26 protein-coding genes, 1 tRNA gene and 1 riboswitch are annotated in these 25,297 nt (G+C 70.3%); of the genes, 10 read left to right on the forward strand and 17 right to left on the reverse strand.

What is annotated here, in order from left to right; all coding sequences use genetic code 11:
- Positions 1-41 precede the first annotated feature (41 nt).
- Complete coding sequence (locus AB0B29_RS03880) at positions 42-503, reverse strand: DUF2267 domain-containing protein (protein WP_362233539.1); 462 nt, start codon at positions 501-503, stop codon at positions 42-44.
- A 106-nt stretch (positions 504-609) separates the two neighbouring features.
- Positions 610-1,035, reverse strand: a complete 426-nt coding sequence (locus tag AB0B29_RS03885) for an Hsp20/alpha crystallin family protein (protein WP_362233542.1) — start codon at positions 1,033-1,035, stop codon at positions 610-612.
- A gap of 171 nt (positions 1,036-1,206) precedes the next feature.
- On the opposite strand from AB0B29_RS03885, the gene AB0B29_RS03890 reads away from it, so the two are divergent.
- Positions 1,207-1,509: a hypothetical protein gene (locus AB0B29_RS03890; protein WP_362233545.1), complete on the forward strand. Its 303-nt coding sequence runs from the start codon at positions 1,207-1,209 to the stop codon at positions 1,507-1,509.
- Between the two features lie 50 nt (positions 1,510-1,559).
- Here the strand turns inward: AB0B29_RS03890 and AB0B29_RS03895 are convergent, their stop codons facing one another.
- On the reverse strand, positions 1,560-2,531 hold the full coding sequence (locus tag AB0B29_RS03895; RefSeq protein WP_362233548.1) for an SDR family NAD(P)-dependent oxidoreductase: 972 nt from the start codon (positions 2,529-2,531) through the stop codon (positions 1,560-1,562).
- Positions 2,532-2,586: 55 nt separating this feature from the next.
- Between AB0B29_RS03895 and AB0B29_RS03900 the strand changes: the two genes are divergently transcribed.
- Both AB0B29_RS03900 and AB0B29_RS03905 read left to right on the forward strand, forming a co-directional pair.
- A complete protein-coding gene (locus AB0B29_RS03900; RefSeq protein ID WP_362233551.1) occupies positions 2,587-3,009 on the forward strand; it encodes a MerR family transcriptional regulator in 423 nt (140 codons plus the stop codon).
- A gap of 598 nt (positions 3,010-3,607) precedes the next feature.
- Positions 3,608-5,245, forward strand: coding sequence for an alpha/beta hydrolase (locus tag AB0B29_RS03905; protein ID WP_362233554.1), 1,638 nt, complete (start codon positions 3,608-3,610; stop codon positions 5,243-5,245).
- A gap of 84 nt (positions 5,246-5,329) precedes the next feature.
- On the opposite strand, the gene AB0B29_RS03910 is transcribed toward AB0B29_RS03905, so the two are convergent.
- Positions 5,330-6,799, reverse strand: a complete 1,470-nt coding sequence (locus AB0B29_RS03910) for an MFS transporter (RefSeq protein ID WP_362233557.1) — start codon at positions 6,797-6,799, stop codon at positions 5,330-5,332.
- A 64-nt stretch (positions 6,800-6,863) separates the two neighbouring features.
- On the reverse strand, positions 6,864-8,237 hold the full coding sequence (locus tag AB0B29_RS03915; RefSeq protein WP_362233560.1) for a DUF445 domain-containing protein: 1,374 nt from the start codon (positions 8,235-8,237) through the stop codon (positions 6,864-6,866).
- 165 nt (positions 8,238-8,402) lie between these two features.
- Here AB0B29_RS03915 and AB0B29_RS03920 point away from each other — a divergent pair, with 165 nt between their 5' ends.
- Positions 8,403-9,737 (forward strand): SGNH/GDSL hydrolase family protein, encoded by a 1,335-nt coding sequence (locus AB0B29_RS03920; protein WP_362233562.1) that lies wholly within the window; start codon positions 8,403-8,405, stop codon positions 9,735-9,737.
- Between the two features lie 137 nt (positions 9,738-9,874).
- Here the strand turns inward: AB0B29_RS03920 and AB0B29_RS03925 are convergent, their stop codons facing one another.
- The 4 genes from AB0B29_RS03925 to AB0B29_RS03940 are packed head-to-tail and all read right to left on the reverse strand — an operon-like array spanning position 9,875 to position 13,266.
- Entirely contained in the window at positions 9,875-10,600 is a 726-nt protein-coding gene (locus tag AB0B29_RS03925; protein WP_362233565.1) for a DUF1707 SHOCT-like domain-containing protein, read from the reverse strand.
- Between the two features lie 33 nt (positions 10,601-10,633).
- Positions 10,634-11,650 (reverse strand): ABC transporter ATP-binding protein, encoded by a 1,017-nt coding sequence (locus AB0B29_RS03930; RefSeq protein WP_362233568.1) that lies wholly within the window; start codon positions 11,648-11,650, stop codon positions 10,634-10,636.
- Position 11,651: 1 nt separating this feature from the next.
- Positions 11,652-12,473, reverse strand: coding sequence for an ABC transporter permease (locus AB0B29_RS03935; RefSeq protein ID WP_362233570.1), 822 nt, complete (start codon positions 12,471-12,473; stop codon positions 11,652-11,654).
- Positions 12,466-13,266, reverse strand: a complete 801-nt coding sequence (locus AB0B29_RS03940; protein ID WP_362233923.1) for an ABC transporter permease — start codon at positions 13,264-13,266, stop codon at positions 12,466-12,468. Before AB0B29_RS03940 ends, AB0B29_RS03935 begins: the two co-directional genes overlap by 8 nt.
- A 478-nt stretch (positions 13,267-13,744) precedes the next feature.
- On the opposite strand from AB0B29_RS03940, the gene AB0B29_RS03945 reads away from it, so the two are divergent.
- Positions 13,745-16,153 (forward strand): transglycosylase domain-containing protein, encoded by a 2,409-nt coding sequence (locus AB0B29_RS03945; protein WP_362233571.1) that lies wholly within the window; start codon positions 13,745-13,747, stop codon positions 16,151-16,153.
- A 47-nt stretch (positions 16,154-16,200) separates the two neighbouring features.
- Here AB0B29_RS03945 and AB0B29_RS03950 read toward each other — a convergent pair whose 3' ends face one another.
- The 3 genes from AB0B29_RS03950 to AB0B29_RS03960 all read right to left on the reverse strand — a co-directional run bounded on the left by AB0B29_RS03950 (position 16,201) and on the right by AB0B29_RS03960 (position 17,445).
- Positions 16,201-16,521 carry a DMT family transporter gene (locus tag AB0B29_RS03950; RefSeq protein ID WP_362233574.1) on the reverse strand — a complete coding sequence of 107 codons (321 nt, stop codon included), beginning with the start codon at positions 16,519-16,521 and terminating at the stop codon, positions 16,201-16,203.
- A gap of 34 nt (positions 16,522-16,555) precedes the next feature.
- Positions 16,556-16,623: riboswitch (guanidine-III (ykkC-III) riboswitch) on the reverse strand.
- Between the two features lie 91 nt (positions 16,624-16,714).
- Positions 16,715-17,071 carry a GroES family chaperonin gene (locus AB0B29_RS03955; protein ID WP_104779699.1) on the reverse strand — a complete coding sequence of 119 codons (357 nt, stop codon included), beginning with the start codon at positions 17,069-17,071 and terminating at the stop codon, positions 16,715-16,717.
- A 44-nt stretch (positions 17,072-17,115) separates the two neighbouring features.
- Positions 17,116-17,445, reverse strand: coding sequence for a DUF3618 domain-containing protein (locus AB0B29_RS03960; RefSeq protein ID WP_362233577.1), 330 nt, complete (start codon positions 17,443-17,445; stop codon positions 17,116-17,118).
- Between the two features lie 96 nt (positions 17,446-17,541).
- Here AB0B29_RS03960 and bcp point away from each other — a divergent pair, with 96 nt between their 5' ends.
- From bcp to AB0B29_RS03975, 3 genes are all read left to right on the forward strand, one after another.
- Positions 17,542-18,009, forward strand: coding sequence for a thioredoxin-dependent thiol peroxidase (bcp, locus tag AB0B29_RS03965; protein WP_104779697.1), 468 nt, complete (start codon positions 17,542-17,544; stop codon positions 18,007-18,009).
- 156 nt (positions 18,010-18,165) lie between these two features.
- On the forward strand, positions 18,166-19,173 hold the full coding sequence (locus tag AB0B29_RS03970) for an HNH endonuclease (protein WP_362233580.1): 1,008 nt from the start codon (positions 18,166-18,168) through the stop codon (positions 19,171-19,173).
- 54 nt (positions 19,174-19,227) lie between these two features.
- A tRNA-Leu gene (locus AB0B29_RS03975) sits at positions 19,228-19,311 on the forward strand.
- Positions 19,312-19,357: 46 nt separating this feature from the next.
- Here the strand turns inward: AB0B29_RS03975 and rdgB are convergent.
- The 4 genes from rdgB to AB0B29_RS03995 all read right to left on the reverse strand — a co-directional run bounded on the left by rdgB (position 19,358) and on the right by AB0B29_RS03995 (position 21,854).
- A complete protein-coding gene (rdgB, locus tag AB0B29_RS03980) occupies positions 19,358-19,960 on the reverse strand; it encodes an RdgB/HAM1 family non-canonical purine NTP pyrophosphatase (protein ID WP_362233582.1) in 603 nt (200 codons plus the stop codon).
- Positions 19,961-20,167: 207 nt separating this feature from the next.
- Positions 20,168-20,566: a hypothetical protein gene (locus AB0B29_RS03985; RefSeq protein WP_362233585.1), complete on the reverse strand. Its 399-nt coding sequence runs from the start codon at positions 20,564-20,566 to the stop codon at positions 20,168-20,170.
- 208 nt (positions 20,567-20,774) lie between these two features.
- A complete protein-coding gene (rph, locus tag AB0B29_RS03990) occupies positions 20,775-21,512 on the reverse strand; it encodes a ribonuclease PH (RefSeq protein WP_362233588.1) in 738 nt (245 codons plus the stop codon).
- A gap of 108 nt (positions 21,513-21,620) precedes the next feature.
- Complete coding sequence (locus AB0B29_RS03995) at positions 21,621-21,854, reverse strand: PTS glucose/sucrose transporter subunit IIB (RefSeq protein ID WP_362233590.1); 234 nt, start codon at positions 21,852-21,854, stop codon at positions 21,621-21,623.
- Between the two features lie 363 nt (positions 21,855-22,217).
- Here AB0B29_RS03995 and AB0B29_RS04000 point away from each other — a divergent pair, with 363 nt between their 5' ends.
- Positions 22,218-23,480, forward strand: coding sequence for a PTS transporter subunit EIIC (locus AB0B29_RS04000; protein WP_362233593.1), 1,263 nt, complete (start codon positions 22,218-22,220; stop codon positions 23,478-23,480).
- 244 nt (positions 23,481-23,724) lie between these two features.
- On the opposite strand, the gene AB0B29_RS04005 is transcribed toward AB0B29_RS04000, so the two are convergent.
- Positions 23,725-24,477, reverse strand: a complete 753-nt coding sequence (locus AB0B29_RS04005; protein WP_362233596.1) for an MBL fold metallo-hydrolase — start codon at positions 24,475-24,477, stop codon at positions 23,725-23,727.
- Positions 24,478-24,691: 214 nt separating this feature from the next.
- Here AB0B29_RS04005 and AB0B29_RS04010 point away from each other — a divergent pair, with 214 nt between their 5' ends.
- On the forward strand, positions 24,692-25,138 hold the full coding sequence (locus AB0B29_RS04010; protein ID WP_362233599.1) for a type II toxin-antitoxin system PemK/MazF family toxin: 447 nt from the start codon (positions 24,692-24,694) through the stop codon (positions 25,136-25,138).
- The last annotated feature ends 159 nt before the right edge of the window (positions 25,139-25,297 follow it).

Genomic DNA, 25,297 nt, shown 5'->3' on the forward strand with positions numbered 1-25,297 from the left:
TCGCGTGACGAGGGGTGGCCGTCGGGCGCGTCTTGCGGAACCTACGACGCCGGCGTCAGGTCCGCTCGGCCGAACAGGAGGGCGTATCCGGTGGGGAGTTGGGCCAGGATGCGGGTGACCAGGTCGTCGCCGATGAGGGGCGGCAGTGCGCCCAGGACCGAGCTGACGTCCCAGCGGGCCGTGGCGGGTGTCGCCCCGGGGGTGCGTGAGGCGACCTCGTCGACGAACCGTGCGGCCGTGAGGCGCTGCGTGGCCGGGATCTGGGAGGCGATCAGCCTGGCGGCCTCCGTGGGCAGGGCGCGGGCCAGGTCGACCCGTTCGTCGCCGGTGACGTGGGTGCCGAGGGCGGCCAGGACCGTACGGGTGACCTGCTCCGCCTTCGACCGGGTGGGGTACAGGCCCGACTCGCGGACCGCTTCGACCAGTCGAGACCAGCCGTCGTCGACGGCGGCTTGAGGGGCGTCTCGTCCCGTCGTCACACGGGGCACCGTCGTCGTGCTCATGTGCGGGGTTTTCCTCCAGGTATGCGTAGGGAGTGCGCGCGGGGGTGTCGCGCCGCCGGGAGCTCGTACCGGCGGCGCGACGGACCTGTGAGCGGGTGCGGCGAGGTCAGCTGCCGATCTGCCTGGGTGCGTCGCCGCCCGTGATCTGGATGCGGCGCGGCTTGGCCTGCTCGGCCACCGGGATGCGCAGGGTCAGGACGCCGGCCTGGTAGGAGGCGTCGATGCGCTCCGTGTCGAGTGTGTCGCCGAGGAACAGCTGGCGCGTGAAGGTGCCGGTGGGGCGCTCGGCGACGAGCGGTTCCGCGCCCTCAGGGGCGGGGGAAGTGCGCTCGGCTCGGACGTTCAGGACGTTGCGCTCGACGTCCAGCTCGATCGTCTCGGGGTCGATGCCGGGGAGGTCGAAGTGGACGAAGAAGTCGTCCCCGGAGCGGTAGGCGTCCATCGCCATCGCCGTGGGGCGGGTGGTGGCGGGGCCGAAGACCTGCTGGGTGAGCCGGTCGAGTTCACGGAAGGGGTCCGTGCGCATGAGCATCACTGGTCACTCCTCTCTTCAGGTGCAGTGGGTGCGATGCCCTACGGGTTCTGCGTCTTCTTATATAGCTCGGAGGAGGAAACTTGACAAGCCCAGACTCAGGTTCGGGTTTCCATGGCGTGCGGGCTAGCCTCGGGATCTTGAGCAGGGCGTAGGACGCAGGAGGCAGGTATGGCGAAGGTTCCCAGTGCGGTGATCGCCGCGAGCGGGCTCGTGGGCGGGTACGGCGTGGCCCGCTGGACCCGGCAGCGGCCGCTCGGCGGGGTCGTGCTGGCCGCGGCCGGTGCGGCGGCGGCGCGGCAGTGGCGGCAGCAGGCCGGCGGGGTGGCCGCGGGGGCGTTGTCGGCCGCGTATGTCGCCGCCTTCGCGGGGTCTCATCCGCTGGCGAAGAAGGTGGGGGCCTGGCCTGCCGTGTTCGGTGTGGCGGGGGCCGTGGGGCTGGCGTCGTGGGCGGTCGCGGACCGGCGCGGCTGACCGGCCGACCGGCTTACCGGGGGTGGACCGGTCCGGCCGGTGTGGTGGCGTCATCGGATGATCGGGGCCGTGCCGGTCGCGGCGATGGACAGGTCCCACAGCCGTGCGGCTGCATCGGGGTCGATGGCGTAGGCGCGGACGCCGCCGTCGTCCATGGACGCTTCGGGGGCGGAGATGCCGGCGATGTCGCAGTCCTCCAGGTAGAGGCCGCCGCAGTCGGCGAGGAGAGGGGAGGTGGCGGCCCACAGGCCGGTGGCGGCGCCCTGGGAGGGGGTCTTGAAGTCGGTGGCGATCACGTTGCCGTGCTCGTCGACCCAGCCGCGGTCGATCTGTTCTTGGAGTGCCATTTCCCGCTGCAGCCCGGTGATGATCTTGCCTGGATGAAGTGAGAAGGCCCGGACGCCGTCGCCGCGCCCGAGCGTGTCGAGGTGTACGGCGAAGAGGGCGTTGGCGGTCTTGGCCTGGCCGTAGGCCAGCCACTTGTCGTAGCCGGTGCGGAAGTGCGGATCGTGCCAGCGGATGTCGGTCAGGGTGTGGCCGGCGGAGCTGTTGACCACGACGCGTGCACCGTCGGCGGCTGCCAGGAGCGGGTAGAGCTCGCAGACGAGGGCGAAGTGACCGAAGTGGTTGGCGGCGAGCTGGCCCTCCCAGCCGGGTCCCACGCGCCGTTCGGGAGTGGCCATGACTCCGGCGACGGCCATGAGCAGATCGAGCCTGGCCAGGGAGTCGCGGATGTGTGCGGCGGCGGCCCGGAGGCCGGCGAGGTCGGTCAGGTCCATGGGGATGACCTCGCAGCCCTTCACATCCGCGAGTGCGGTCCGCGCGATGTCAGGCCGGCGCGCCGGAACGATGACGCGGGCTCCGGCGGCCGCGAGGGTACAGGTGGTTTCCAGGCCGAGCCCGGAGTAGCCCCCGGTCACCACGGCGTTCGTGCCGGACAGGTCCAGGCCCGCGGTGACGTCCTGGGCAGTGCTGGTGGCGGAGAAGGGCGAGCCGAGCGGCTGTTGATCAATGCTGGTCATGCCGTCGAAGCTACGATCTGGAGCGAGGTCTAGATCAAGTCCTAGACTGCGACGCATGGCCGGCACCGAGACTCCTGCACCGCCACTGAGCATCGGCGACGTGGCCGAGCAGACCGGACTCAGCGTCCACGCGCTGCGCTTCTACGAGCGCGAGGGACTGCTCGTCGGACCGGTCCGGCGAACCTCTGGAGGCCGGCGACGGTACAGCGCGTTCGACGTCGACTGGCTGCTGATCTGCGTCAAGCTACGGGAATCCGGGATGCCGCTGGCCGACCTCAAGCAGTTCGCCGAGCTGGTGCGGCACGGTCCGGGAAACGAGGCGGAACGCCTGCAGCTTCTCGAAGCCCACCGGCGGCGGGTCGACGCACAGATCCAGGCACTGGAGGAGTGCCGGTCCGTCATCGCCTGGAAGGTCGGCGTCTACGCCGACCACCTCGCCCGCGGCAAGGCCGAAGGGCTCTGGGACCCCACGACCTGAAACTCACCGGCAGCGTCAGCAACCTTCTGCCCCGCGACAACCAGCCCCAGCCGACCGTCGGCCGGCCGGCTCGCCCCGGCCGACCGATTCGCCTCGGCCGACGCAGCGAACCGCAGTCAGCCGGCAAGCGACCGACGCGGCGGTTCGACACAGCAAAGAACCCGGCCCTGAATCACAGGGCCGGGTTCTCGTCGGAGCGCCGGGCAGGCCTTGCACCTGCATTTCCCCACAGGAAGTGGGGCGTCTTTCCTTGGACCACCAACGCATCGTCCGGCTGCCGGAGTTCCGGCGACTGGACGCAGATCAACTATAGCGCAGTTTCTGCTGCCTCCTCACCGTCCGGCCTTCCCCTCACCGTCCCCCGGCGGTACGCGACTTGAGGCGCTGAGCTACGACGCCGTGACACGACGGATCAGCCGCCGCAGCGCGCTGAAGGCAACGGGCATCGGTCTGGGCGCCGGTTTGGGTGCGACCGCGCTCGCCACCCCGGCAGCCGAAGCGGTCCGGCCACGGCTGGCCGTCATGTCCCTTGTGGTGCATGGGAGTTGAAGCAAGGGTGTGATCCGACTGTGAACTCCTGATCCATGGAGGAACATCCGTGCCGTCCACCACCCCACCCATCCCGCGCGTCATACGACGGCGCGGGAGACTGGCCGTCGGAGCACTGGCCACCGCGCTGTTCGGGCAGTTGATCAGCGGAACCGCGGTCGCCGCGCCCTCGGCCGAGGACACGGTCGTGTCCCCCACCCCCGGCTTACCCGGCCGCATAGCCTGGGCGCCCTGTGAGTCGCCGAACGGCGGCGGCCAGGGTGCCTTCGAGTGCGCCACCGTCACGGTGCCCGTGGACTGGAAGCGGCCGAAGGAGGCCACCCTCGACCTGGCCCTCGCCCGGCACAGGGCCACCGACCCCGCCCGCAGGATCGGTTCGCTGCTGGTCAATCCGGGTGGGCCGGGCGGCTCGGGCGTGGACTTCGCGTTCAGCGCCCCCAGCAGCTTCTCCCCCGAGCTGCTCGCACGGTTCGACGTCGTGGGGTTCGATCCGCGCGGTGTCGCCCGCAGCACCCCTGTGGTGTGCGACGAGGACCGGGTGATGGCCCAGAACGCGTTGCTCTACCCGGACAGCGCCGCCTCCTTCGCCGCCCTCCGCAAGGCCAACCGCGCGCTCGGCGAGAGCTGCCGCGACCTGTCGGGCCCGCTCGCCGACCACATGGACACCGGGAGCGTCGTCCGCGACATGGAGGCGATCCGCGCCGGTCTCGGCGAGCGGCGGATCAGCTACTACGGCGTCTCCTACGGCACGGCGATCGGCCAGCAGTACGCCGAGCGCTACCCGAAGCGCATCCGCGCGATGACGCTCGACTCCAACATGGACCACAGCCTGGGTCCGTGGGCGTTCCAGAAGACCGAGGCCGTCGGAGTGGAGGAGTCGTACGGCCAGTTCGCCGACTGGTGCGCCCGTACCGCGTCCTGCGCGCTGCACGGCCGGGACGCCCGGGCCGTGTTCGCCTCGCTCTACCAGCGTGCGGAGGCCGGTGAACTGGTGGTGCCGGGTGACCCGCCGCAGACCGTCACGCCCCAGGACCTCCAGTCCGCGGCCCTGGGCAACATGTACGACCCGGCCGCCTGGTTCGGGTTCGCTCAGGTCCTCGCCGACCTGGACGCCGGTGCCCCCGGGGCGACGGCGCGGTTCGCGCGGACGTACGGGGAGCCGGTGGAGTACCCGTTCAACTCGGTGATGTGCCAGGACTACGACTTCGGTGTGTCCTCGTACCGCTCCCTGGCCCGTTTCGAGCGTGAACTGGGCCGGCTCGCGCCCGTGACCCGGCTCAGCCCGCTCGGCTGGACCGTCCAGAACGCCTGCCAGGACTGGCCGTCCGAGGTGCGCAACCCGCAGCGCCGACTGGACGTCGAGGGAACCGGGCCGATCCTGATGACCAACAGCCGGTTCGACCCGGCCACGCCGCACTCCTGGGGCGCCAACGCGGCCCGGCAGATCGGGCGGGAGGCCGTGTTCCTCACGTACGACGGCGTGGGCCACGGCGACTACTGGCTTAGCCCGTGTGCGCGGGACGCCATCGACACCTACCTCGTGACCCTGAAGACGCCGCGCAAGGGCACGCACTGTCCTGCGGTGTGGCCGGCCGGGCCCTCCGCGCAGCGGCAGTCGCCGTCCGGTGGCCTGGTCAACCCGCTGCCGGAGCTGCTGGGCACGAGGACGTACGGGCGGGCCGGGTGAGGCGGACCGGCCCGGCACGGACGTGAAACGCGGGCGGGACCGGCCACGGTCATGATGAACCGGAGCCGGTCCCGCCGGATGCTGTCAGACCTTCGTCTTCTCCTGCGCCGCCGTCAGCGGTGTGGCGATGTCCTCCAGCGAGCGGCGTTCCGCCTTCACCGCGAGGAGGGCTGCCACCAGGCCGGCCAGGCACATCAGCGTCGCGCCGATCGAGAAGGCGAGCACCGTGTCGCCGACGACACCGGATTCCGTGAGCTTGGCGAACAGCAGCGGGCCGCTGATGCCGCCGGCCGCGGTGCCGATGGCGTAGAAGAACGCGATCGACATGGCGCGGGTCTCCATGGGGAAGACCTCGGAGACCGTCAGGTAGGCGCTGGAGGCGCCGGCCGAGGCGAAGAACAGCACCGCGCACCAGCAGGCCGTCATCGTGGTCGCGCTCAGGGAGCCCCGGTCGAAGAGCCAGGCCGTGCCGAAGAGGAGCAGGCCGGACAGGATGTACGTGCCGGAGATCATGATGCGTCGGCCGACGGTGTCGAAGAGCTTGCCGAGGAGCAGCGGGCCGACGAAGTTGCCGATGGCGATGACCGCGAAGTAGTAGCCGGTGTTGCCGCTCGGGACGTCGAAGAACGTCGTCAGGATCGCGCCGAAGCCGAAGGTGATCGCGTTGTAGAGGAAGGCCTGGCCGATGAAGAGGGAGAAGCCGAGGATGGCGCGGCGGCGGTAGTCGGAGAAGACCGTGCGGCCGATCTCCAGGAAGGAGACGCTGCGGCGCTGGTGGATGGTGATCTCGCCCTCGGCGCGGGGCAGCGGCTCGCCCCGCTCCTCCTCGATCTTGTTTTCGATGGAGGTGACGATGCGTTCCGCTTCGTCGTCGCGGCCGTGGATCAGCAGCCAGCGCGGGCTTTCGGGGACGTGCCGGCGGACGAGGAGGATCACCAGGGCGAGGACCGCTCCGAGTGCGAAGGTGAGCCGCCAGCCGACGTTCGCCGCGAAGATGTCCGTGTCCAGGGCGACGATCGACAGCAGCGAGCCGAAGACCGCGCCCAGCCAGAAGCTGCCGTTGATCATGAGGTCGGTGCGGCCGCGGTACTCCTTGGGGATCAGTTCGTCGATCGCGGAGTTGATGGCCGCGTACTCGCCGCCGATGCCGAAGCCGGTGAGGAACCGGAAGAGGAAGAACCACCAGGTGTCGAAGGAGATCGCGGTGAGGGCCGTGGCGGCCAGGTAGACCGCCAGGGTGATCATGAAGAGCTTTTTACGCCCCCATTTGTCGGTCAGCCGGCCCCAGAACAGCGCGCCCAGGCAGGCGCCCGCCACGTACAGCGCGGCCGCCATGCCGGTGACCTCGCCGGAGGTGATGGGCAGGCCGCTGCCGGGCTCCGACAGGCGGCTGGCGATGTTGCCCACGACGGTGACTTCGAGTCCGTCGAGAATCCACACAGTGCCGAGACCGATGACGATCGTCCAGTGCCAGCGTGACCACGGGAGGCGGTCGAGGCGGGCTGGGATGTCGGTGGTCACAGTGTGGCCGGTGTCGGCCTGGGCGGTGGTCATGGGCCCCCTCCTCTTCGAGTGGAACTCGGATCGTGTGCCCTGACCGGCGTTTCTTACGCCCGCCTTATGCCCCCAGCGCGTGCGACACCGTGTAGATCAGCAGACCGGCCAGGGAGCCGACGACCGTGCCGTTGATGCGGATGAACTGCAGGTCGCGGCCGATGTTCGCCTCGATCTTCTTCGTGGTGTGCTCGGCGTCCCAGCTCGCCACGGTGTCGGTGATCAGGGAGGTGATCTCCTTGCGGTAGGCGGTGACGACGTAGACGGCCGCGTCCTCCACCCACTGGTCGACCTTGTCCTGCACCTTGCGCTCGCCCGCCATCCGCGAACCCAGCGACAGCAGGGACGCCCTGACGCGCAGCCGCAGCTCGCTGCGCTCGTCCTCGGCGGCCGAGACGATCATGGACCGTACGGCCGTCCAGGCGCTGGCGATGAGGTCCTGGACCTCGCCGCGGCCCAGCACCTCGCCCTTGAGCCGTTCGACGCGGGCGCGGGTGTCGGTGTCGGACTGGAGGTCGCCCGCGAAGTCCGTGAGGAAGCGGTCCAGGGCGCTGCGGGCCGGGTGGCCGGGCATGTCGCGCATCTCGGTGGCGAAGCGCAGCAGTTCCCGGTAGACGCGCTCGCCGACCTTCCGGTCGACGAACTTCGGTGTCCAGCCGGGGGCTCCGCCCTCCACGGCGTCCATGACCTCGTCGCGGTGCAGCACCAGCCAGTCGTGCGCACGGGTGACGACGAGGTCGACGACCCGTTTGTGGCCGCCGTCGGCGACGACCTTCTCCAGCATCTTGCCGATGCCGGGGCCGATCTCCTGGGCGCCCGCGCGGCGGGTGATGGCCTCGCCGACGACTGCCTGGACGTCGGAGTCGCGCAGGACCGTCAGGGCGCCGCGCAGGGCGGTGGACAGCTCGGCGGTGACCCGGTCGGCGTGTTCGGGGACGGCGAGCCAGGCGCCGAGGCGGCTGCCGATGCCGACGGCGCGCAGCCGCTGCCGTACGACGTCCTCGGAGAGGAAGTTCTCGCCGACGAACTCGCCCAGGGAGACGCCCAGCTGGTCCTTCTTGGTGGGGATGATCGCGGTGTGCGGGATGGGGATGCCGAGGGGGTGGCGGAAGAGGGCGGTGACGGCGAACCAGTCCGCGAGCGCGCCGACCATGCCCGCCTCGGAGGCGGCGGCGACATAGGCCGCCCAGGCCCCGGCGCCGGAGTTGTGCGCCCAGGTGGACAGGACGTAGACCAGCGCCACGAACACCAGGAGCCCGGCGGCGGTGAGCTTCATACGGCGTACGCCGCGCTGTTTCTCCTCGTCCGCAGGGCTGAAGGTCGTCATCGCACGGTTCACCGGGGCGCCGGGGCGGGCATGCTGCCCTCCGACACCGGCACCCTTTTCTGCTGCTTTCGTCCGTTCCATCCGCTCCACCCGCTCGGTGATCCCGCACACATTGTCCCTTCCTGACCGACTCCTGGAACGGAACAGGAGTTCCCGGCGTCTGTCGGGAGGGGGTAATTGCCACGGGGTGCTGTGAGCTCCCCCCGGCCCATGCCGCATCATGGGCACATCAGATCGGAGCCTTGGGCTCCCATCGCCCGAGGAGAACTGAACAGCATGACCCGAGGACGTGGCTACGCCCTCCTGGCCCTGGTCGTCGCAGCGATCGTGGGCCTTTCCACCGCCATATACGTCGGCGTGGCGTCCGACGACGGCCTGCGCATCCGCAACGCCCGCGGGGACGGCCGTGCCCCCCACAACTCCGCCGCCCCCGCCTCCACCGGCACCTGGGTCGGCACCTGGTCCGCGTCCCCCTCCGCAGCCGAACCGGGCACGGAGACCACGGGCATGGCGGACCGTTCGGTACGCAACGTCGTCCACACCAGCGTCGGCGGTACGAGTGCCCGCGTGACGCTGTCCAATCTCTACGGCCAGTCCCCGCTGAGCATCACGCGGGCCACGGTCGCCGTCTCCGCGGGCAGCGGCACGCCGGCCGCACTCGCCGACACCATGCGGCAGCTGACCTTCGGCGGCGGCCCCACGGTCGTCATCCCGCCCGGCCGACAGGTCATGAGCGACGCGGTACGGGTCGTCGTCCCGCACGACTCCGACGTCCTGATCACCACCTACACGCCCACCAGCTCCGGCCCGGTGACCTACCACCGGCACGCCCGGCAGGTCTCCTACGTCGCCCAGGGCGACCACGCGCAGGACACCACGGGCACGCCGTACACCGAGCGGATCGGCTCCTGGCGGTACCTCACGGCGCTGGACGTGCTGAGCAACGAGTCCGACGGCACGGTCGTCGTCCTCGGCGACTCCCTCACGGACGGCATCACCTCCACGCCGGACACCAACAGCCGCTGGACCGACGTGCTGTCCGACCGGCTGCGCTCCGAGATCGCCTCCGGCCGGGACCTGCCCCGCTACAGCGTCGTCAACCAGGGCATCAGCGGCAACCAGGTCCTCGCCGACGGCCTGGGCCGCCCCGCGGACAACCCCAGCGGCCTGAACCGCTTCCAGCGGGACGTCCTGGAGCGGACGAACGTCAAGGTCGTCGTCATCGACCTCGGCGTCAACGACATCCTGCGCAACCCGCGCCTGGCCGACCCGAACGCGATCCTCACCGGGCTGCGGACGCTGGTGGGACAGGCCCACGCGCGCGGTGTGAAGGTCGTCGGGGCGACGCTCATGCCCTTCCAGGGGCACCGCGGGTACACCGAGGCGCGTGAGCAGGTCCGCCAGACGATCAACGCGCAGATCCGCGCCGGGCGGGTGTACGACGCCGTGGCCGACTTCGACCAGGCGCTGCGCGACCCGTACAACCCGCGGCGGCTGCGGCCCGAGTACGACTCGGGCGACCACCTGCACCCCAGCGACGCGGGGTACGCGCGGATGGCGGAGTCCTTCGACCTGTCGACGCTGAAGGGGTCGGCTCCGGCGGAGCTGTAAACCGCCCCGCACCGTCTCGCCCCGTGCCCGTCGCCCGACCACAGGCGGCGGGCACACCACGAGCAGCGCTCACGCACCCACCGGCGGCGGCCATCCGGCCGCAGGGCTCAGTGGCGCCGTGACGGCGCCGCCGGGGCTCAGTGGCCGCCGTGGCGGTGTCGGCGAGGCGGCTCGTCCAGCTCCCGCCGCCCCGCCCCGCGCTCCAGCTTCTCCTGGCGGCGTTCCTCGCGGATCCGCAGCTTCTCCGCCCGGGTCAGCTTTCGCTGGACCCCGACGCCGCCCCACAGCGCGAACCCGGTCACGACCACCCTCGGTGCGCCCGGCTCGCCCGGCACGCCCTCCTCGCGGTGGTCGAAGCCGCCCATCACACCGATGCCGCGGACGACGACCTCGACGCCGGGCGGCACGATCACATCCACCCCGCCCATGATCGCGAACGCGTTGATCTCGACCTCGCGGTCCGCGAACTGCGCCTCACGCAGGTCGATCTCCCCGCCGCCCCAGAAGGCGAGACAGGTGAACCGCCGGGGCATCGTCCAGCGCCCCTTGCGCTGGAAACCGGACATGACGGCGACGGCCCAGGTGGAGGACCCCTCGCCGCCGACGATCCGCCCGGACCAGTCCGCCCCGGCGGCCGGTTCCTTCGACAGGGACACCGACGGCACCGCGACGCCCGCGGCCGGCAGGTCCCGGGTGATCGGCGCCAACTCACCGTAGGTGCGCGCCTTGTACGTCGCGTCCAGCCGCTCCTCGAACTCCTCCATGTCGAGGCGGCCCTCCGCGAGGGCGTCCCGCAGGATCTCGGCGACCTGTTCACGGTCGGCGTCGGAGGCGCGGAGGTCCGGGACGGCGTCGTCGGTCATACACAGCAGACTACGAGTCCACCCCGCCGAGGGCTATGAGATCGCCCGCTCGGACTGCTCCGCGTACATCTTCGCGATCACCGCCTCGATGTCCGGCTCCCGCACCGACAGGTCCACCAGCGGGTACTCGGCGGCGATCCGCGCCACCAGCGGCGCCGCCGACTCCCCCGCCGGGAACGCCAGCCACTGCCGCGGACCGTCCACCCGCACGACCCGCGCGGGCGCCGGCGCCTCGATCGGCGGCAGTTCCCGCTCCAGGTCCACCACCAGGACCCGCTCGCTCTCCCCCGCCTCGTGCAACCCGGCGAGCGGACCGTCGTACATCAGGCGCCCGTGGTCGATGACCATCACCCGCCTGCACAACTGCTCGATGTCCTGCAGGTCGTGGGTGGTCAGCAGCACCGTCGTACCGCGCTCGGCGTTCACCTCCCGCAGGAACTCCCGCACCTTCGACTTGGAGACGACGTCGAGCCCGATGGTCGGCTCGTCGAGGTACAGCACCTCCGGGTCGTGCAGCAGCGCCGCCGCGATGTCGCCGCGCATCCGCTGGCCGAGGGAGAGTTGCCGCACCGGCACGTCCAGCAGGTCGCCCAGCTCCAGGAGTTCGACCAGGCGGTCGAGGTTCGCCCGGTAACGGGCGTCCGGGATCCGGTACATGCGGTGCATCAGCCGGTAGGAGTCCAGCAGCGGCAGGTCCCACCACAGCGTCGTACGCTGCCCGAACACCACGCCGATACGGTGCGCGAGGCGCGTCCGCTCCCGGGAGGGGTCGATGCCCGCCACCCGCAGCCGGCCCGCGCTGGGCGTGAGGATGCCGGTCAGCATCTTGATCGTGGTGGACTTGCCGGCGCCGTTCGGGCCGATGTAGCCGACCATCTCGCCGCGTTCCACACGGAAGGAGAGCGAGTCGACGGCCCGCACCTGCCGCCGCTCCCGCTTCATGAAGCCGGTCTTCTTGCGCACCTCGAAGACCTTCTCGACACCGTCGAGTTCGATGAACCCGCCTTCCGGTCCGCCTCCCCGGCTGGACCCGCTTTCCGACCCGGTCAACTCAACTCCCTGTACTCCGGTACGAACGAAGCCCCGTCCGCCACGCCAGCCCGGCCAGCGCACAGCACGCCACCGCCACCACCGGCGAGGCGAACGCCGCCCAGCCGGGCAGCCCGACCGGGTACGGCCGCCCCAGCACGTAGGCGGCGGGCACCCAGTTGACGAAGGCCAGCGGCAGCATGAAGGTCACACCCCGCACCAGGTCCTTGCCGAACACCGACGGCGGGTACTGCAACAGCGTCGTCCCGCCGTAGGTGAAGGCGTTCTGCACCTCGGCGGCGTCCTGCGCATAGATCTGGAACGCCGCGCCCGCCACGAACACCGCCGAGAAGATCGCCGCGCCGCTGACCACCATCACCGGCACCAGCAGCACCTTCGCCGCGCTCCAGTCGACGTCCACCGACACCAGCGCCCAGCCCAGCACCACCGTGCCCTGAGTGATCCGGCCCAACCGGCGCAGCGCGAACCGGTCGGCGCCGACCTGGGCCAGCACCGGCACCGGACGCACCAGCAGCGTGTCGAACGAACCGTCGCGCATCCGGGCGCCCAGGACGTCCATCGAGCCGAGCACCAGATCGGCGATCCCGAACGACGTCGCCGACAGCCCGTAGAGGAAGGCCACCTCGGGCAGTGACCAGCCGCCCAGCGAGTCGACCTGCGAGAACATCAGCAGGATCCCCACGAAGTCCAGGCCGGTCACCGCCAGGTTGCCGAACACCGTGACGACGAAGGAGGCCCGGTAGGCCATGCTGGAGCGCACCCACATCCCGGCGATCAGCCGGTAGGCCCGCAGCCCCTCCAACAGGACACCGCGCTCAGCCACCCTGCACCACCACCCGGCGCGTCGCGGCCCCCTGCAGCAGCCGCCCCGCCGCCAGCAGCGCCACCGCCCACGCCGCCTGGAAGGCGAACGCCCGCAGCGGGTCCGTCTCCCCCATCAGCACGTCCGCCGGCATCTGGATCTGCGCCGCCCACGGCAGCACCCGCACCACCTCGCCGAACACACCCGGGAAGGCGTTCAGCGGCAGCACCATGCCCGAGAAGAAGATCCCCGTGATCACCAGCACCTGGTTGACGCCCATGCCGTCGAGCAACCAGAACACGCTCAGCGCCGCCAGATAGCGGATCGCGAAGCTCACGACCGCCGCCAGCAGCAGCGTGACCGCGAAGGCCGCCCAGGGGGTGACCGACGTCGGCAGCGCCATCGGGAAGAACAGCGCACCGAACACGAACGGAAACACCCCCCGCCCCAGCATCTGGAACAACGCCCGCCCCATGTCCCCCGCCAGCCACCACAGTTGACGATCGGCCGGTCGGTACAGGTCGACGGCGATCTCACCGGTGCGGATGCGGTCCATCAGGTCCTTCTCGGCCCCGCCGCCCTGGATCGCCAGCGTCGCGTAGAGGCACTGACCCAGCCAGACGTAGGTCACGGCCTGCGCCTGGTCGTACCCCCCGAGATGCGGCTTCTCGTCCCACAGCGCCAGATAGGTGTAGACGAGGATGACGCCGAAGACCGTGTTGGTGAACACCCCGGCCACCGTGGCCGCCCGATACGTCGCGTACCGCCGGAAACCGCCCGCCGCGACGGCCACGTACAACCGTCCCGAGCCCACATCCACAGCCCTCCTCGCCGCCCGGCACCGAAGCGCAGGAGCCTAGCCCTCCCACGAACGGGCGTGCCACGCGTTTTCGGGCAGCGGCGGGAGCGCCGCGGGGCGAGCAGGCACCGGCCCAGACGGTACGATCCGTTGCGTCCGCGCGGGCCGAGGCGCCCGTGGCCAGGGCGAGCAGCGTGACGGCGGTGCCGGCCGGGCGGAGCGTGGGAGCCGTCGCGATCCACGGCCGGGTCCCCCTTCGGACGAACGTCGCACGGGCGAGATCACGATTCGGGCAGGAGCGCGCAGCAGCGCGTTTCAGCCCGTGCCCGCCCGCGCACCCGCCCGCACGCGGGCCGCCTCACCACACGGCGCACAGCCCGGCCCCCGATCAGGGAACTGATCAACGGATGGGACAGTCTTCATCACAGGGGCGCAAGAGCGAGCAGAGACGTACGGAACGACGTACGACGCGAAACAGGAGTCCGTGCACGACATGAGTGACGAGCCTCAGCCGCAGCAGCCGAATCCGGGCTGGGCACCGAGAGAGCCGCAGGCGCACGCCGACGGCGCCCCGGGCACGCCCGAGGCCACGGCGGCCGGGAAGCCGAAGCGGACCGGCTGGCGCCGGGTGATCCCGACCTGGCGCATGACGCTCGGCGGCTTCATCATCGTCGTGCTGCTGCTGATCGGCGGTTTCTTCCTGGGCTACTCGCTGGTGCAGATCCCTCCCGCCAACGCGCTCGCCACCAAGCAGGCCAACGTCTACCTCTACGCGGACGGCTCCGTGATCGCCCGCGACGGCGAGATCAACCGGGAGAACGTCACCCTCCCCCAGATCTCCAAGGACGCCCAGCACGCGATCCTGGCCGCCGAGGACCGCGACTTCTACACCGAGTCCGCCGTCGACCCCAAGGCCATGGTCCGCGCCGCCTGGAACACCGCCCTCGGCAAGGGCAAGCAGTCCGGCTCCACGATCACCCAGCAGTACGTGAAGAACTACTACCTGCGCCAGGACCAGACCGTCACGCGCAAGGCCAAGGAGTTCTTCATCGCGATCAAGCTGGACCGCGAGGTCAGCAAGGACCACATCCTCGAGGGCTACCTCAACACCAGCTACTTCGGCCGCAACGCCTACGGCGTCCAGGCCGCCGCCCAGGCCTACTACGGCATGGACGCCAAGGACCTCGACCCGGCCCGCGCCGCCTACCTCGCCGCCCTCGTCAACGCGCCCAGCCAGTACGACGTCGTCGCCCACCCCGAGAACCGGGGAGCCGCCGAGTCCCGCTGGAACTACGTCCTGGACGGCATGGTCAAGAAGGGCTGGCTCAGCCAGTCGGAGCGGACCGGCATGAAGTTCCCGGTGCCGAAGGAGTCCACCCTCTCCACCGGCATGTCCGGCCAGCGCGGCTACATCGTCCGGATCGTCAAGGACTACCTCGTCCAGAACAAGATCATCGAAGAGAGCAAGCTGGACGCCGGCGGCTACCGCATCACGACGACCCTGCAGAAGGGCAAGCAGGACGCGTTCGTGAAGGCCGTCAACGACAAGCTGATGTCCAAGCTCGACAAGAAGAACCGCAAGGTCGACACCTACGTCCGCGCCGGCGGCGCCTCCGTCGACCCCAAGACCGGCAAGGTCGTGGCGATGTACAACGGCATCGACTACGTCAAGCAGTACACCCCCAACGCCACCCGCAGGGACTTCCAGGTCGGCTCCACCTTCAAGCCCTTCGTCTTCACCGCCGCCGTCGAGAACCACTCCGAGACGCAGGACGGCCGCGTCATCACCCCGAACACCATCTACGACGGCACCAACAAGCGCCCCGTCCGCGGCTGGACCGGCGACCCCTACGCCCCCGAGAACGAGGACCAGCACTCCTACGGCGACATCACCGTCACCGAGGCCACCGACAGCTCCGTGAACTCGGTGTACGCGCAGATGGCCGCCGACGTCGGCCCCGCCAAGGTCAAGCAGACGGCGATCGACCTCGGCATCCCCGAGACCACCCCGGACCTCGCCGACGGCCCCGCCATCGCGCTCGGCACCGCCACCGCCAGCGTCCTCGACATGGCCGAGGCCTACGCCACCCTCGCCAACCACGGCCGGCACGGCACGTACACGATCGTCGACAAGGTCACCAAGGAGGGCATGCCGATCGACCTGCCCGAGCGGCGCACCCGGCAGGCCGTCAGCCGCGAGGCCGCCGACACCACCACCTCCATGCTGCAGAGCGTCGTCCAGAACGGCACCGCCTCCGCCGCGCAGGCCGCGGGCCGCCCCGTCGCCGGCAAGACCGGCACCGCCGAGGAGGACACGGCGGCCTGGTTCGCGGGCTACACCCCCGACCTCGCCACCGTCGTCTCCGTCATGGGCCAGGACCCCGTCACCGCCGCCCACAAGTCGCTGTACCGCGCCATGGGCCTGCCCCGCATCAACGGCGGCGGCGCACCCGCCGAGATCTGGACGCAGTACACGCAGGACGCCCTCAAGGGCAAGCCCGCCAAGGAGTTCGACCTCAGGCTCCAGCCCGGCGCCGACGTCTCGCAGGCCCCCAGCAGCGAGGCCCCGGCCGAACCCAGCGCCGACACCACCACCGACGGCGGCACGACCACCGGCGGCGAGGAGACCGGCACCCAGACGCCCGAGCAGACCCCCAGCGCCCCCGAGGGACAGACCGAAGGCCAGACCGACGGCGGCACCACCGACGGCGGCACCGGCGGCGAGTCCCCCACCACCGGCGGCACAGCGGACGGCGGCACGACCGGTGGAGGGACGACGGACGGCGGCACCACCGGCGGCGGCACGACGGAGGGCGGCGGCACCACGACCGACGGCGGAGCGACAGGCGGCCCGACCGGCCCCGGCTGGGGCGTGGTCCCCCAGGGCGCGCGCCGGGAGTAGAGGTCCGACGCCTCAGTGACCGCTGGTCGCCTTCAGCCCCACCACGGTCAGTGACCGCTGGTCGCCTTCAGCCCCACCACGGCGACCAGCAGCAGGCACACGAAGAAGATCCGGGCGGCGGTCGCCGGCTCACCCAGCACCGCCATCCCGAACACCGCCGCCCCGGCCGCACCGATCCCCACCCACACGCCGTAGGCGATACCGATGGGCAGGGTCCTGGCCGCCTGCGACAGCAGCAGCATGCTCGCGACGATGCCGGCGCCCGTGAGCACACTGGGCAGCGGACGCGTGAACCCGTCGGTGTACTTCATGCCGACGGACCACCCCACCTCGAGCAGACCGGCGACGACGAGCAGAACCCAGGCCATGACGGGCACCTCCGGGAAACGGGCTGACGATGTCGGTGCGTCGTCTTTGCCTTGATCCCGGTACGGCGCGTCTCGTCGGGGTTGCCTCCAACGTAACAAAGCGCACAGCACGGCGAAGGGGCCGGTGACGGTGGTCACCGGCCCCTTCGCTCGTCGTCACGGGTCCTGGAGGTACGGGCCCGTCGAGTCGGTCCTAGAGGTACAGGCCCGTCGAGTCCTCGGCGCCCTCGAACCGGTCCGCGGCCACCGCGTGCAGATCACGCTCGCGCATCAGCACGTACGCGATCCCCCGCACCTCGACCTCGGCCCGGTCCTCCGGGTCGAACAGCACCCGGTCGCCCGCCTCCACGGTCCGCACGTTCTGCCCCACCGCGACGACCTCGGCCCACGCCAGCCGCCGGCCGACCGCCGCCGTGGCGGGGATCAGGATGCCGCCGCCGGAACGCCGCTCGCCCTCGCTGGTGTCCTGCCGCACGAGTACGCGGTCGTGCAGCATCCGGATGGGCAGCTTGTCCGGATGGGTGCTCTGCTCGTTTCTCTTGGCGCTCACGCCCTGAAACCTACCTGTCTTCCGCGCACACGTACGCAGTCGGGTCAGCCCTTGCGCCGCCGTGTGCCGACCGCGAGCAGCCCGACCACTCCCACCACGACGAGCGCGACCGGCACGACCCGCTCGAGCCGGGGCGCGCCCTGCTCGTCCACGAACCGGGCACGCACGTCGGTGACGGCCCGGTTCACCCCCACGTAGGCCCGCCCGAGGGTGTGATCGATGTTGGAAGCGACCTTGGCCTTGGCATCCCCGACGATCGTCTTCGGGTGCACCCGCACCCCGATCTCGTCGAGGGTCTCGGCCAGGGTCGCGCGGCGGCGCCTGATGTCCGCCTCGATCTGCGCCGGGGTCCTGGTGTCCGCCGTGTCCGCCACCGTGTCGCCTTTCGAAGTCGGTGTGAAGCCTGTGTGGGACAGTCTGTCAGCTCCACGGCTCATCACACTGTCAGCACCCCCGGTTACCCTGGCCGGATGAGCGAGCGACTCCAGCCGGGGGACGTGGCCCCCGCCTTCACCCTGCCCGACGCCGACGGCACCGAGGTGTCCCTGTCGGACCACAAGGGCCGCAAGGTCATCGTGTACTTCTACCCGGCCGCCCTCACGCCCGGCTGCACGAAGCAGGCCTGCGACTTCACGGACAACCTGGAGCTGCTGGCGGGCGCGGGCTACGACGTCATCGGCATCTCCCCCGACAAGCCGGAGAAGCTGGCCAAGTTCCGCGAGAAGGAGTCCCTGAAGGTCACCCTGCTGGCCGACCCGGACAAGCAGGTCCTGGAGTCCTACGGCGCCTTCGGCGAGAAGAAGCTGTACGGCAAGACGGTCGTCGGCGTCATCCGCTCCACGATCGTCGTGGACGAGGAGGGCAAGGTCGAACGCGCCCTGTACAACGTCAAGGCGACGGGCCACGTAGCCAAGATCATCAAGGACCTGGGGGTCTGAGCCCCCACTGACCGACTCGCGAGCGGCTCGTACCGGTGAGGTCCGGTACGAGCCGCTCCGCATGTCCGCAGGCATTCCGGGCGTGACTGTCCGATAAACGGTTCGTTACTCCGTGCGAGACCACGAACGGGTGGTCGTCAGGGGAGGACGAGCTGCGTGCGTGACAGACCGAACCCGTATGGCGATGAGCGACTGGCGTCGGCCGTAGCCGAGGCTCGCAACTGGACCGACCTGATGCGACGGCTGAGCCTGAGACCAAGCGGAGGCCAGAGGCGCGTACTGCAAGAGAGAGTGGCGGCGCGCGGACTCGACACGAGTCACTTCGTCAAGCGCAGCCCCTATCGCAAGTACTCGGACTCCGCCATTGCGGAAGCGGCCGCCTCGTCATCATCGCTGCGCGAAGTAGCTCTGAAACTGGGCGCCGACCCGGCCAGCGGCACCCTGTCACACATCCGACGTCGCATTCACGCGGCAGGCATCGACGTCCGTCATTTTCCCGGTATCAACAAACCCGACTTGGACCTCCCTTTCACCGCCGAAGAGCTCCGGGCAGCAACAGCGACGGCCACGAGTGTGCGCGGCGTAGCTCGTTCCCTGGGCGTACCGGACGACAGCCGCTCCCGTGCGACTCTGAGCCGCATGCTGCGGGGGCATGGGATCGACACGTCACACTTCACCCACCGACGTGTAGTGATCCCCGAAGTCAGACTCCGTGAACTTGTAGCGTGCTCCACGAGCTACGCCGATGTGATGCGCGGCCTCGCTTTGGATGTGGACGACACCAATCACCGACGCGTGAGGCGCGCGGTCTCTCGGCTGGGTCTCGACACCAGCCATTTCAAGCGCAGAACGTGGGCTCGACCGGAGCGCCCGGCTTCCGAGCCTGTCTCTCAACGGGTACTGGTCGTCCTGCCCTCGAGCGCGGGGCGAACCAACAGATCTCAGCTCCACCGCGCCCTGGTCGAGATCGGGGTGCCATACGCGTGCCAGACCTGCGGCAACGAGGGCGAGTGGATGGGACAGCCGATCACACTGCAGATCGACCACATCAACGGCAACTGGCGCGACAACCGCCGGGAAAATCTGCGATATCTCTGCCCCAACTGTCACGCGCTCACTGAGACGTGGTGCCGCCAGAAAGCGAGGACACCGCTCGTCGCGTAACTCACCCAGCCCGTACACTGAACGCTGCCGGTCGAGCGTGATGACCGTTTTTGAGCGGCCGTGATGGAATTGGCAGTCATGCTGGGTTTAGATCCCAGTGGGTTCACACCCGTGTGGGTTCGAATCCCACCGGCCGCACGCGCACAGAGGGGCCGCCCGGGCTGGGCGGCCCCTCCCGCATATGTCAGCCCAACAGCTCCCGCACCACCGGCACCAGCGCCCGGAATGCCTTGCCCCGGTGGCTGATCGCGTTCTTCTCCTGGGGGGTCAGCTCCGCGCAGGTGCGCGTCTCGCCCTCCGGCTGGAGGATCGGGTCGTAGCCGAAGCCGCCCGTGCCCATCGGCTCGTGGCGGAGGGTGCCGGGGAGTTGGCCCTCGACCACCCTTTCCGTGCCGTCGGGAAGGGCCAGGGCGGCCGCGCAGGCGAAGTGGGCTCCGCGGTGTTCCTCGGCGATGTCGGAGAGCTGCGCGAGCAGGAGGTCCAGGTTGGCCTTGTCGTCGCCGTGGCGGCCGGACCAGCGGGCGGAGAAGATGCCGGGGGCGCCGTTGAGGACGTCGACGCAGAGGCCCGAGTCGTCGGCGACCGCGGGCAGGCCCGTGGCCTGGGCCAGGGCGTGGGCCTTGAGGAGGGCGTTCTCGGCGAACGTCACGCCCGTTTCCTTGACGTCGGGGATGTCCGGATAGGCGTCGGCACCGACGAGTTCGTGGGGCAGTCCCGCTTCGGCGAGGATCGCACGAAGTTCGGTGACCTTCCCGGCGTTACGGGTGGCGAGGATCAGGCGACTCATGCCCCCAGTATCACCGGGACGGAATCGCGCCCCGTCAGTGGCCGCAGCGGGCCCCGGGAAGGATCACCCCCGTCAGTGCGCGGGGAACCTGGGCAGGATCGCGCCCCCTCGGGGGCGCGGGGAACTGCGCGAGCGGCCACGGCGGACCCGCACCCGTCCGACGACACAGACCCGGCACACGAGAAGCGCGGCCAAGCCGGCGCAGCCCTACGGCGTGCAGACCTTCGTGAGTTCGCCCGCCGCGTCCGTGACCGGGCTGATGTCGGGCGTCTCGTCGCCGTTCTTGATCGACGTGCGGACGTTGTCGACGGCCTTGTTCAGGTCGTCCACGGCCTTGCCGACGTCCGCGTTGTCGGTCTTGTCGCCGATCTCGCCGAGGTTCTTGTCGATGGAGTCGAGGGACTCGTCCAGCTGCGTCGGGTCGTTCGACGCGCTGTCGATGGCCTGCTGGAGTTCCGTGACGCTGTCGGCGATGGCGTCGGCGGTCTGGACGCAGTCCAGCGCCTTGTCGACGGCGGCGCAGCCGGTGGTGAGTCCGGCGGTCAGCGCGACGGCCGCCAGGGTGGCGGCGACGGCTGCGGTGCGGCGTCGGCGGCTCGCGGCCATGGAGCGGTCCCTCTCGTTCGGTCGGGCCGGTCGGGCCCGCGCGGCTGGCCGGGCGCACAGGGGTGAGCCGTGCGCCCGTACTCCTTCAGACGCGAGTGTGCTCGGCGCGGTTGCCCGTGCCGAGCACCCGCCTTGGCGTGCCTTTTACTTTTCGAGCCGCTTTTTCGAGTTGCTTCTCCGCGTCGCGTCTCCGCGTCGCCTCCGCGCGTTACTTCCCGAGAACGGCGTCGAGTGCGGTGCGCTGGTGGGCGGCGAGTTCGTCGCAGCCTGCCACGGCGAGGTCGAGGAGGGCGTTGAGTTCGTCGCGGGCGAAGGGCTCGGCTTCGGCGGTGCCCTGGACCTCGACGAAGCGGCCGTCGCCGGTGCAGACGACGTTCATGTCGGTGTCGGCCCTGACGTCCTCTTCGTAGCAGAGGTCGAGGAGGGGGACGCCTGCGACGATGCCGACGGACACGGCGGAGACGGTGCCGGTGAGGGGCTTGCGGCCGGCCTTGATGAGTTTCCTGCCCTGGGCCCAGGCGATGGCGTCGGCGAGTGCGACGTAGGCGCCGGTGATGGCCGCCGTGCGGGTGCCGCCGTCGGCCTGGAGGACGTCGCAGTCGAGGACGATGGTGTTCTCGCCGAGGGCCTTGTAGTCGATGACGGCGCGCAGGGAGCGGCCGATGAGGCGGCTGATCTCGTGGGTGCGGCCGCCGATCTTGCCGCGGACGGATTCGCGGTCGCCGCGGGTGTTGGTGGCGCGGGGCAGCATGGAGTACTCGGCGGTGACCCAGCCTTCGCCGCTGCCCTTGCGCCAGCGGGGGACGCCTTCGGTGACGGAGGCGGTGCAGAAGACCTTGGTGTCGCCGAAGGAGACGAGGACGGAGCCTTCGGCGTGCTTGCTCCAGCCGCGCTCGATGGTGATGGGGCGGAGCTGTTGGGGGGTGCGGCCGTCGATTCGAGACATGCCGCTGAGCCTATCCGTACCGCGGATGGGGCCCTTCCCGCGGTGGGAGGGGCCCCGGTGGTGAGGTGAGGGGTCTCAGGGGGTGAAGCCCGGGACGATCCCCGCCCTTCACATCATGTCTTCGATCTCCGCCGCGATGGGGTCGGCGTCGGTGCCGATGACGACCTGGATGGCGGTGCCCATTTTGACGACGCCGTGGGCGCCGGCGGCCTTCAGGGCGGTCTCGTCGACCTTGGCGGGGTCCGCGACCTCGGTGCGGAGGCGGGTGATGCAGCCTTCGACTTCCTCGATGTTGTCGATGCCGCCGAGCCCGGCAACGATCTTCTCAGCCTTGGTGGCCATGTTCGTTCTCCCTGATCCGAACCGCTTTGTCGCAGTAACCCACAGGTGGCCCGCCTTCGCGAGCGGCCCTGTCGTGCGTGCCGAAGGATGGCGGCACGTTCGTGCGACCGTCGAACGCCTGGTCTACACCACGAGCCCGCCTCTCGACAAAAGGCGCACGACATGGGGGCGGCGCGGGGAGTGTGATCGTCCGCGGCGGGGCGGAATTGGCGGGTTCCACTCGTTCGGCCTACCGTGCTACAACTGGTCTACACCACTCACCGGTGGAGGTCGCGCGGCGTAGACCGCGGTCCTTTTCTGAGACGCCGCCGTCCCCTTGTCGAACTCTTCCCCGGGCGGCGCCTTGCCTCATGGAGGAAGTTCATGTCCACAGCCACTGCCGCGCCCGCGGGCCCGAAGAAGGGCTCCGCTGTGATGGCGGTCCTGCAGCGTATCGGCCGCAGCCTCATGCTGCCCGTCGCCGTGCTGCCGGCCGCCGCCCTCCTGGTCCGCCTCGGTAACACCGACATGCTGGGGCGGGACTCCTTCCCGGGGTTCATCACCAAGATCGCGGGCTTCATGACCGCGGGCGGCAACGCGATCCTCGACAACATGCCGCTGCTGTTCGCCGTGGGCATCGCGATCGGCTTCGCGAAGAAGTCGGACGGCTCGACCGCGCTCGCCGCCGTGGTCGGTTACCTGGTGTTCAAGAACGTGCTGGGCACGTTCACCGACCCGACCCTGCCCAAGGTGGCGGCGAAGGTCGGCGACAAGGCCGTCCTGGTGGACGCTCCCGCGGACGCCAAGGTGCTGGGCGGTGTCGTGATGGGCATCGTGGTGGCCCTGCTCTATCAGCGCTTCTACCGCACCAAGCTGCCCGACTGGGCGGGCTTCTTCGGCGGTCGCCGCCTGGTGCCGATCCTGTCCGCCTTCGCCGGCCTCGTCATGGGCGTCGTCTTCGGCTACATCTGGCCGGTCCTCGGTACGGCTCTGCACAACTTCGGTGAGTGGCTGGTCGGCTCCGGAGCCGTGGGCGCGGGCATCTTCGGTGTCGCCAACCGCGCGCTGATCCCGATCGGCATGCACCACCTGCTCAACTCCTTCCCCTGGCTGCAGGCGGGCTCCTACGAAGGAAAGAGCGGGGACATCGCGCGCTTCCTGGCCGGTGACCCGACGGCGGGGCAGTTCATGACCGGTTTCTTCCCGATCATGATGTTCGCCCTTCCCGCGGCCTGCCTCGCGATCGTGCACTGCGCCCGTCCCGAGCGGCGCAAGGTCGTCGGCGGCATGATGTTCTCGCTCGCGCTGACCTCCTTCGTCACCGGTGTCACCGAGCCGATCGAGTTCACGTTCATGTTCATCGCGCCGGTGCTGTACGCGATCCACGCCGTGCTGACCGGTGTGTCGATGGCGCTGACCTGGGCGCTGGGGATGAAGGACGGCTTCGGCTTCTCGGCCGGCGCGATCGACTTCGGCCTGAACCTGGGCATCGCGACCAACCCGTGGGGCCTGGTGCTGGTCGGCCTGTGCTTCGCGGCGGTCTACTACGTGGTCTTCCGCTTCGCGATCACCAAGTTCAACCTGCCGACGCCGGGCCGGGAGTCCGACGAGGAACTCGCCGAGCTGCAGAAGGCGGAGGCGAAGTAGCACGCGGCCCGACGACGGCCCCGGAACCGCCTGGTTCCGGGGCCGTTGCGCGCGTGGGCTAGGGCCTGTCGTTTGGATCAGGGTGCAGGACATCGGCGGTTCTTGTCAGTGCCGGTGAGCGGGGCCTGGTGCGTGCGGCTGCAAGGCGGAGGAGGGCGTCGACGCGGAGCGTCGGCAACCGACGACAACGCGGCAGATGCGCGTGCCAGGCCCCGCGTCTGCGGGCTGATCCAAACGACAGGCCCTAGATCTCGTACGTCTGCCGGGGTGCGGCGAGGTCCACCGGGCCGTCGTACACCTCGCGGGCGTGGACGAGGTTGACCTGGGGGTCCGTCCACGGCGGGACGTGGGTGAGGACCAGGCGGCGGGCACCGGCCCGGGCCGCCGTCTCGCCCGCCTCGCGGCCGTTGAGGTGCAGGTCGGGGATGTCCTCCTTGCCGTGCGTGAACGCCGCCTCGCACAGGAACAGGTCGGCGTCCCGGGCGAGTTCGTCCAGCGCGGGGCTCACCCCGGTGTCGCCGGAGTACGTCAGCACCTTGCCGCCGTGCTCGATCCGGATGCCGTACGCCTCCACGGGGTGGGCCACCCGCTCGGTGTGCACCGTGAAGGGGCCGATCTCGAACGTCGACGGCTTGACCGTGTGGAAGTCGAAGACCTCGCTCATGGAGGAGGCGGAGGGGGTGTCCGCGTAGGCGGTGGTGAGCCGGTGTTCCGTGCCCTCGGGTCCGTAGACGGGGAGCGGATCGCAGCGGCCGCCGTCGTGGCGGTAGTAGCGCGCGACGAAGTAGGCGCACATGTCGATGCAGTGGTCGGCGTGCAGATGGCTGAGGAAGATCGCGTCGAGGTCGTAGAGACCGCAGTGGCGCTGCAGCTCGCCCAGGGCACCGTTGCCCATGTCGAGAAGCAGCCGGAAGCCGTCGGCCTCGACGAGGTAGCTCGAGCAGGCCGATTCCGCGGACGGGAACGACCCCGAGCAGCCGACGACGGTGAGCTTCATGAAGCAGAAACCTCCGCTGGCGGGATAAGTCTGAGAGGGGCGTCGGGGGTCGTGCGGTCCGTCGAGCGTAAGGCGCAAAACCTCCGGTAGCTCCTCCGCCAAGGCCTGTTGTGGGCGAACTCACCTGTGGTGTCACCGGTTCGGCTGGCAGAGCCGGGGGTGATCCCTGTGAGGGGGGCGCGTGGCAGGGGCGGCGCCGGTAACGTCTTTCAGTATGGACACGTCCTGGTGGCTGGCGCTCGCCGCGGTGGTGCTGCTCGCGCTCGTCGCCACGCTCGTCGACGGCTGGGGGCGGGGCCGGCGGCCGTCGGCCCGGCGCGGCCGGAGTGCGGGGCCCGTCCTCGAGGAGGGCCGTCCGCAGCCGGCGGAGATCTGGTGGGCCGATGTGCCGTACGAGGACGAGGCCCGGGCGAAGGACCGGCCCTGTCTGGTGCTGGCGGTGCGCGGGGAGCGGGCGACGGTCGCGAAGATCACCACCCGGTTCCGTGAGGGGCGCAGCGGGGTGATTCCGCTGCCGCCGGGCTCGGTCGGCGATGCCCGGGGCAGGGCGAGTTTCCTGGAGACGGACGAGTTGCGGGAGGTCCCGGTGTGGGGCTTCCGGCGGCGGGTCGGTGTCGTGGATCCGGCGCTGTGGGACCAGGTGCGGTACTTGGCGGGCTGAGCCCGAGGCTAGGGGCGTCCGCGAGGGCGGTGGGCCTCAGGCATCGGAAGAGGGCGTGGGCCTGCACCGGAAGAGGGCGGTGGGCCTCAGGCACCGGAAAGGGCTGGAGTCGTTGACTCCAGCCCTTTGTGTCGGTGCCGCCGGCCGTCGGGCGGCTCG

This window comes from Streptomyces tibetensis, from assembly GCF_040647715.1.
Taxonomy (GTDB): Bacteria; Actinomycetota; Actinomycetes; order Streptomycetales; family Streptomycetaceae; genus Streptomyces; species Streptomyces tibetensis_A.

What these genes read in the sequence shown, in the direction of transcription:
- AB0B29_RS03880 (WP_362233539.1), bottom strand. Translation starts at nt 503, where the DNA reads ATGAGCACGACGACGGTGCCCCGTGTGACGACGGGACGAGACGCCCCT.
- AB0B29_RS03885 (WP_362233542.1), bottom strand. Translation starts at nt 1,035, where the DNA reads ATGCTCATGCGCACGGACCCCTTCCGTGAACTCGACCGGCTCACCCAG.
- AB0B29_RS03890 (WP_362233545.1), top strand. Translation starts at nt 1,207, where the DNA reads ATGGCGAAGGTTCCCAGTGCGGTGATCGCCGCGAGCGGGCTCGTGGGC.
- AB0B29_RS03895 (WP_362233548.1), bottom strand. Translation starts at nt 2,531, where the DNA reads ATGACCAGCATTGATCAACAGCCGCTCGGCTCGCCCTTCTCCGCCACC.
- AB0B29_RS03900 (WP_362233551.1), top strand. Translation starts at nt 2,587, where the DNA reads ATGGCCGGCACCGAGACTCCTGCACCGCCACTGAGCATCGGCGACGTG.
- AB0B29_RS03910 (WP_362233557.1), bottom strand. Translation starts at nt 6,799, where the DNA reads ATGACCACCGCCCAGGCCGACACCGGCCACACTGTGACCACCGACATC.
- AB0B29_RS03920 (WP_362233562.1), top strand. Translation starts at nt 8,403, where the DNA reads ATGACCCGAGGACGTGGCTACGCCCTCCTGGCCCTGGTCGTCGCAGCG.
- AB0B29_RS03925 (WP_362233565.1), bottom strand. Translation starts at nt 10,600, where the DNA reads ATGACCGACGACGCCGTCCCGGACCTCCGCGCCTCCGACGCCGACCGT.
- AB0B29_RS03945 (WP_362233571.1), top strand. Translation starts at nt 13,745, where the DNA reads ATGAGTGACGAGCCTCAGCCGCAGCAGCCGAATCCGGGCTGGGCACCG.
- AB0B29_RS03950 (WP_362233574.1), bottom strand. Translation starts at nt 16,521, where the DNA reads ATGGCCTGGGTTCTGCTCGTCGTCGCCGGTCTGCTCGAGGTGGGGTGG.
- bcp (WP_104779697.1), top strand. Translation starts at nt 17,542, where the DNA reads ATGAGCGAGCGACTCCAGCCGGGGGACGTGGCCCCCGCCTTCACCCTG.
- rdgB (WP_362233582.1), bottom strand. Translation starts at nt 19,960, where the DNA reads ATGAGTCGCCTGATCCTCGCCACCCGTAACGCCGGGAAGGTCACCGAA.
- AB0B29_RS03985 (WP_362233585.1), bottom strand. Translation starts at nt 20,566, where the DNA reads ATGGCCGCGAGCCGCCGACGCCGCACCGCAGCCGTCGCCGCCACCCTG.
- rph (WP_362233588.1), bottom strand. Translation starts at nt 21,512, where the DNA reads ATGTCTCGAATCGACGGCCGCACCCCCCAACAGCTCCGCCCCATCACC.
- AB0B29_RS03995 (WP_362233590.1), bottom strand. Translation starts at nt 21,854, where the DNA reads ATGGCCACCAAGGCTGAGAAGATCGTTGCCGGGCTCGGCGGCATCGAC.
- AB0B29_RS04000 (WP_362233593.1), top strand. Translation starts at nt 22,218, where the DNA reads ATGTCCACAGCCACTGCCGCGCCCGCGGGCCCGAAGAAGGGCTCCGCT.
- AB0B29_RS04005 (WP_362233596.1), bottom strand. Translation starts at nt 24,477, where the DNA reads ATGAAGCTCACCGTCGTCGGCTGCTCGGGGTCGTTCCCGTCCGCGGAA.
- AB0B29_RS04010 (WP_362233599.1), top strand. Translation starts at nt 24,692, where the DNA reads ATGGACACGTCCTGGTGGCTGGCGCTCGCCGCGGTGGTGCTGCTCGCG.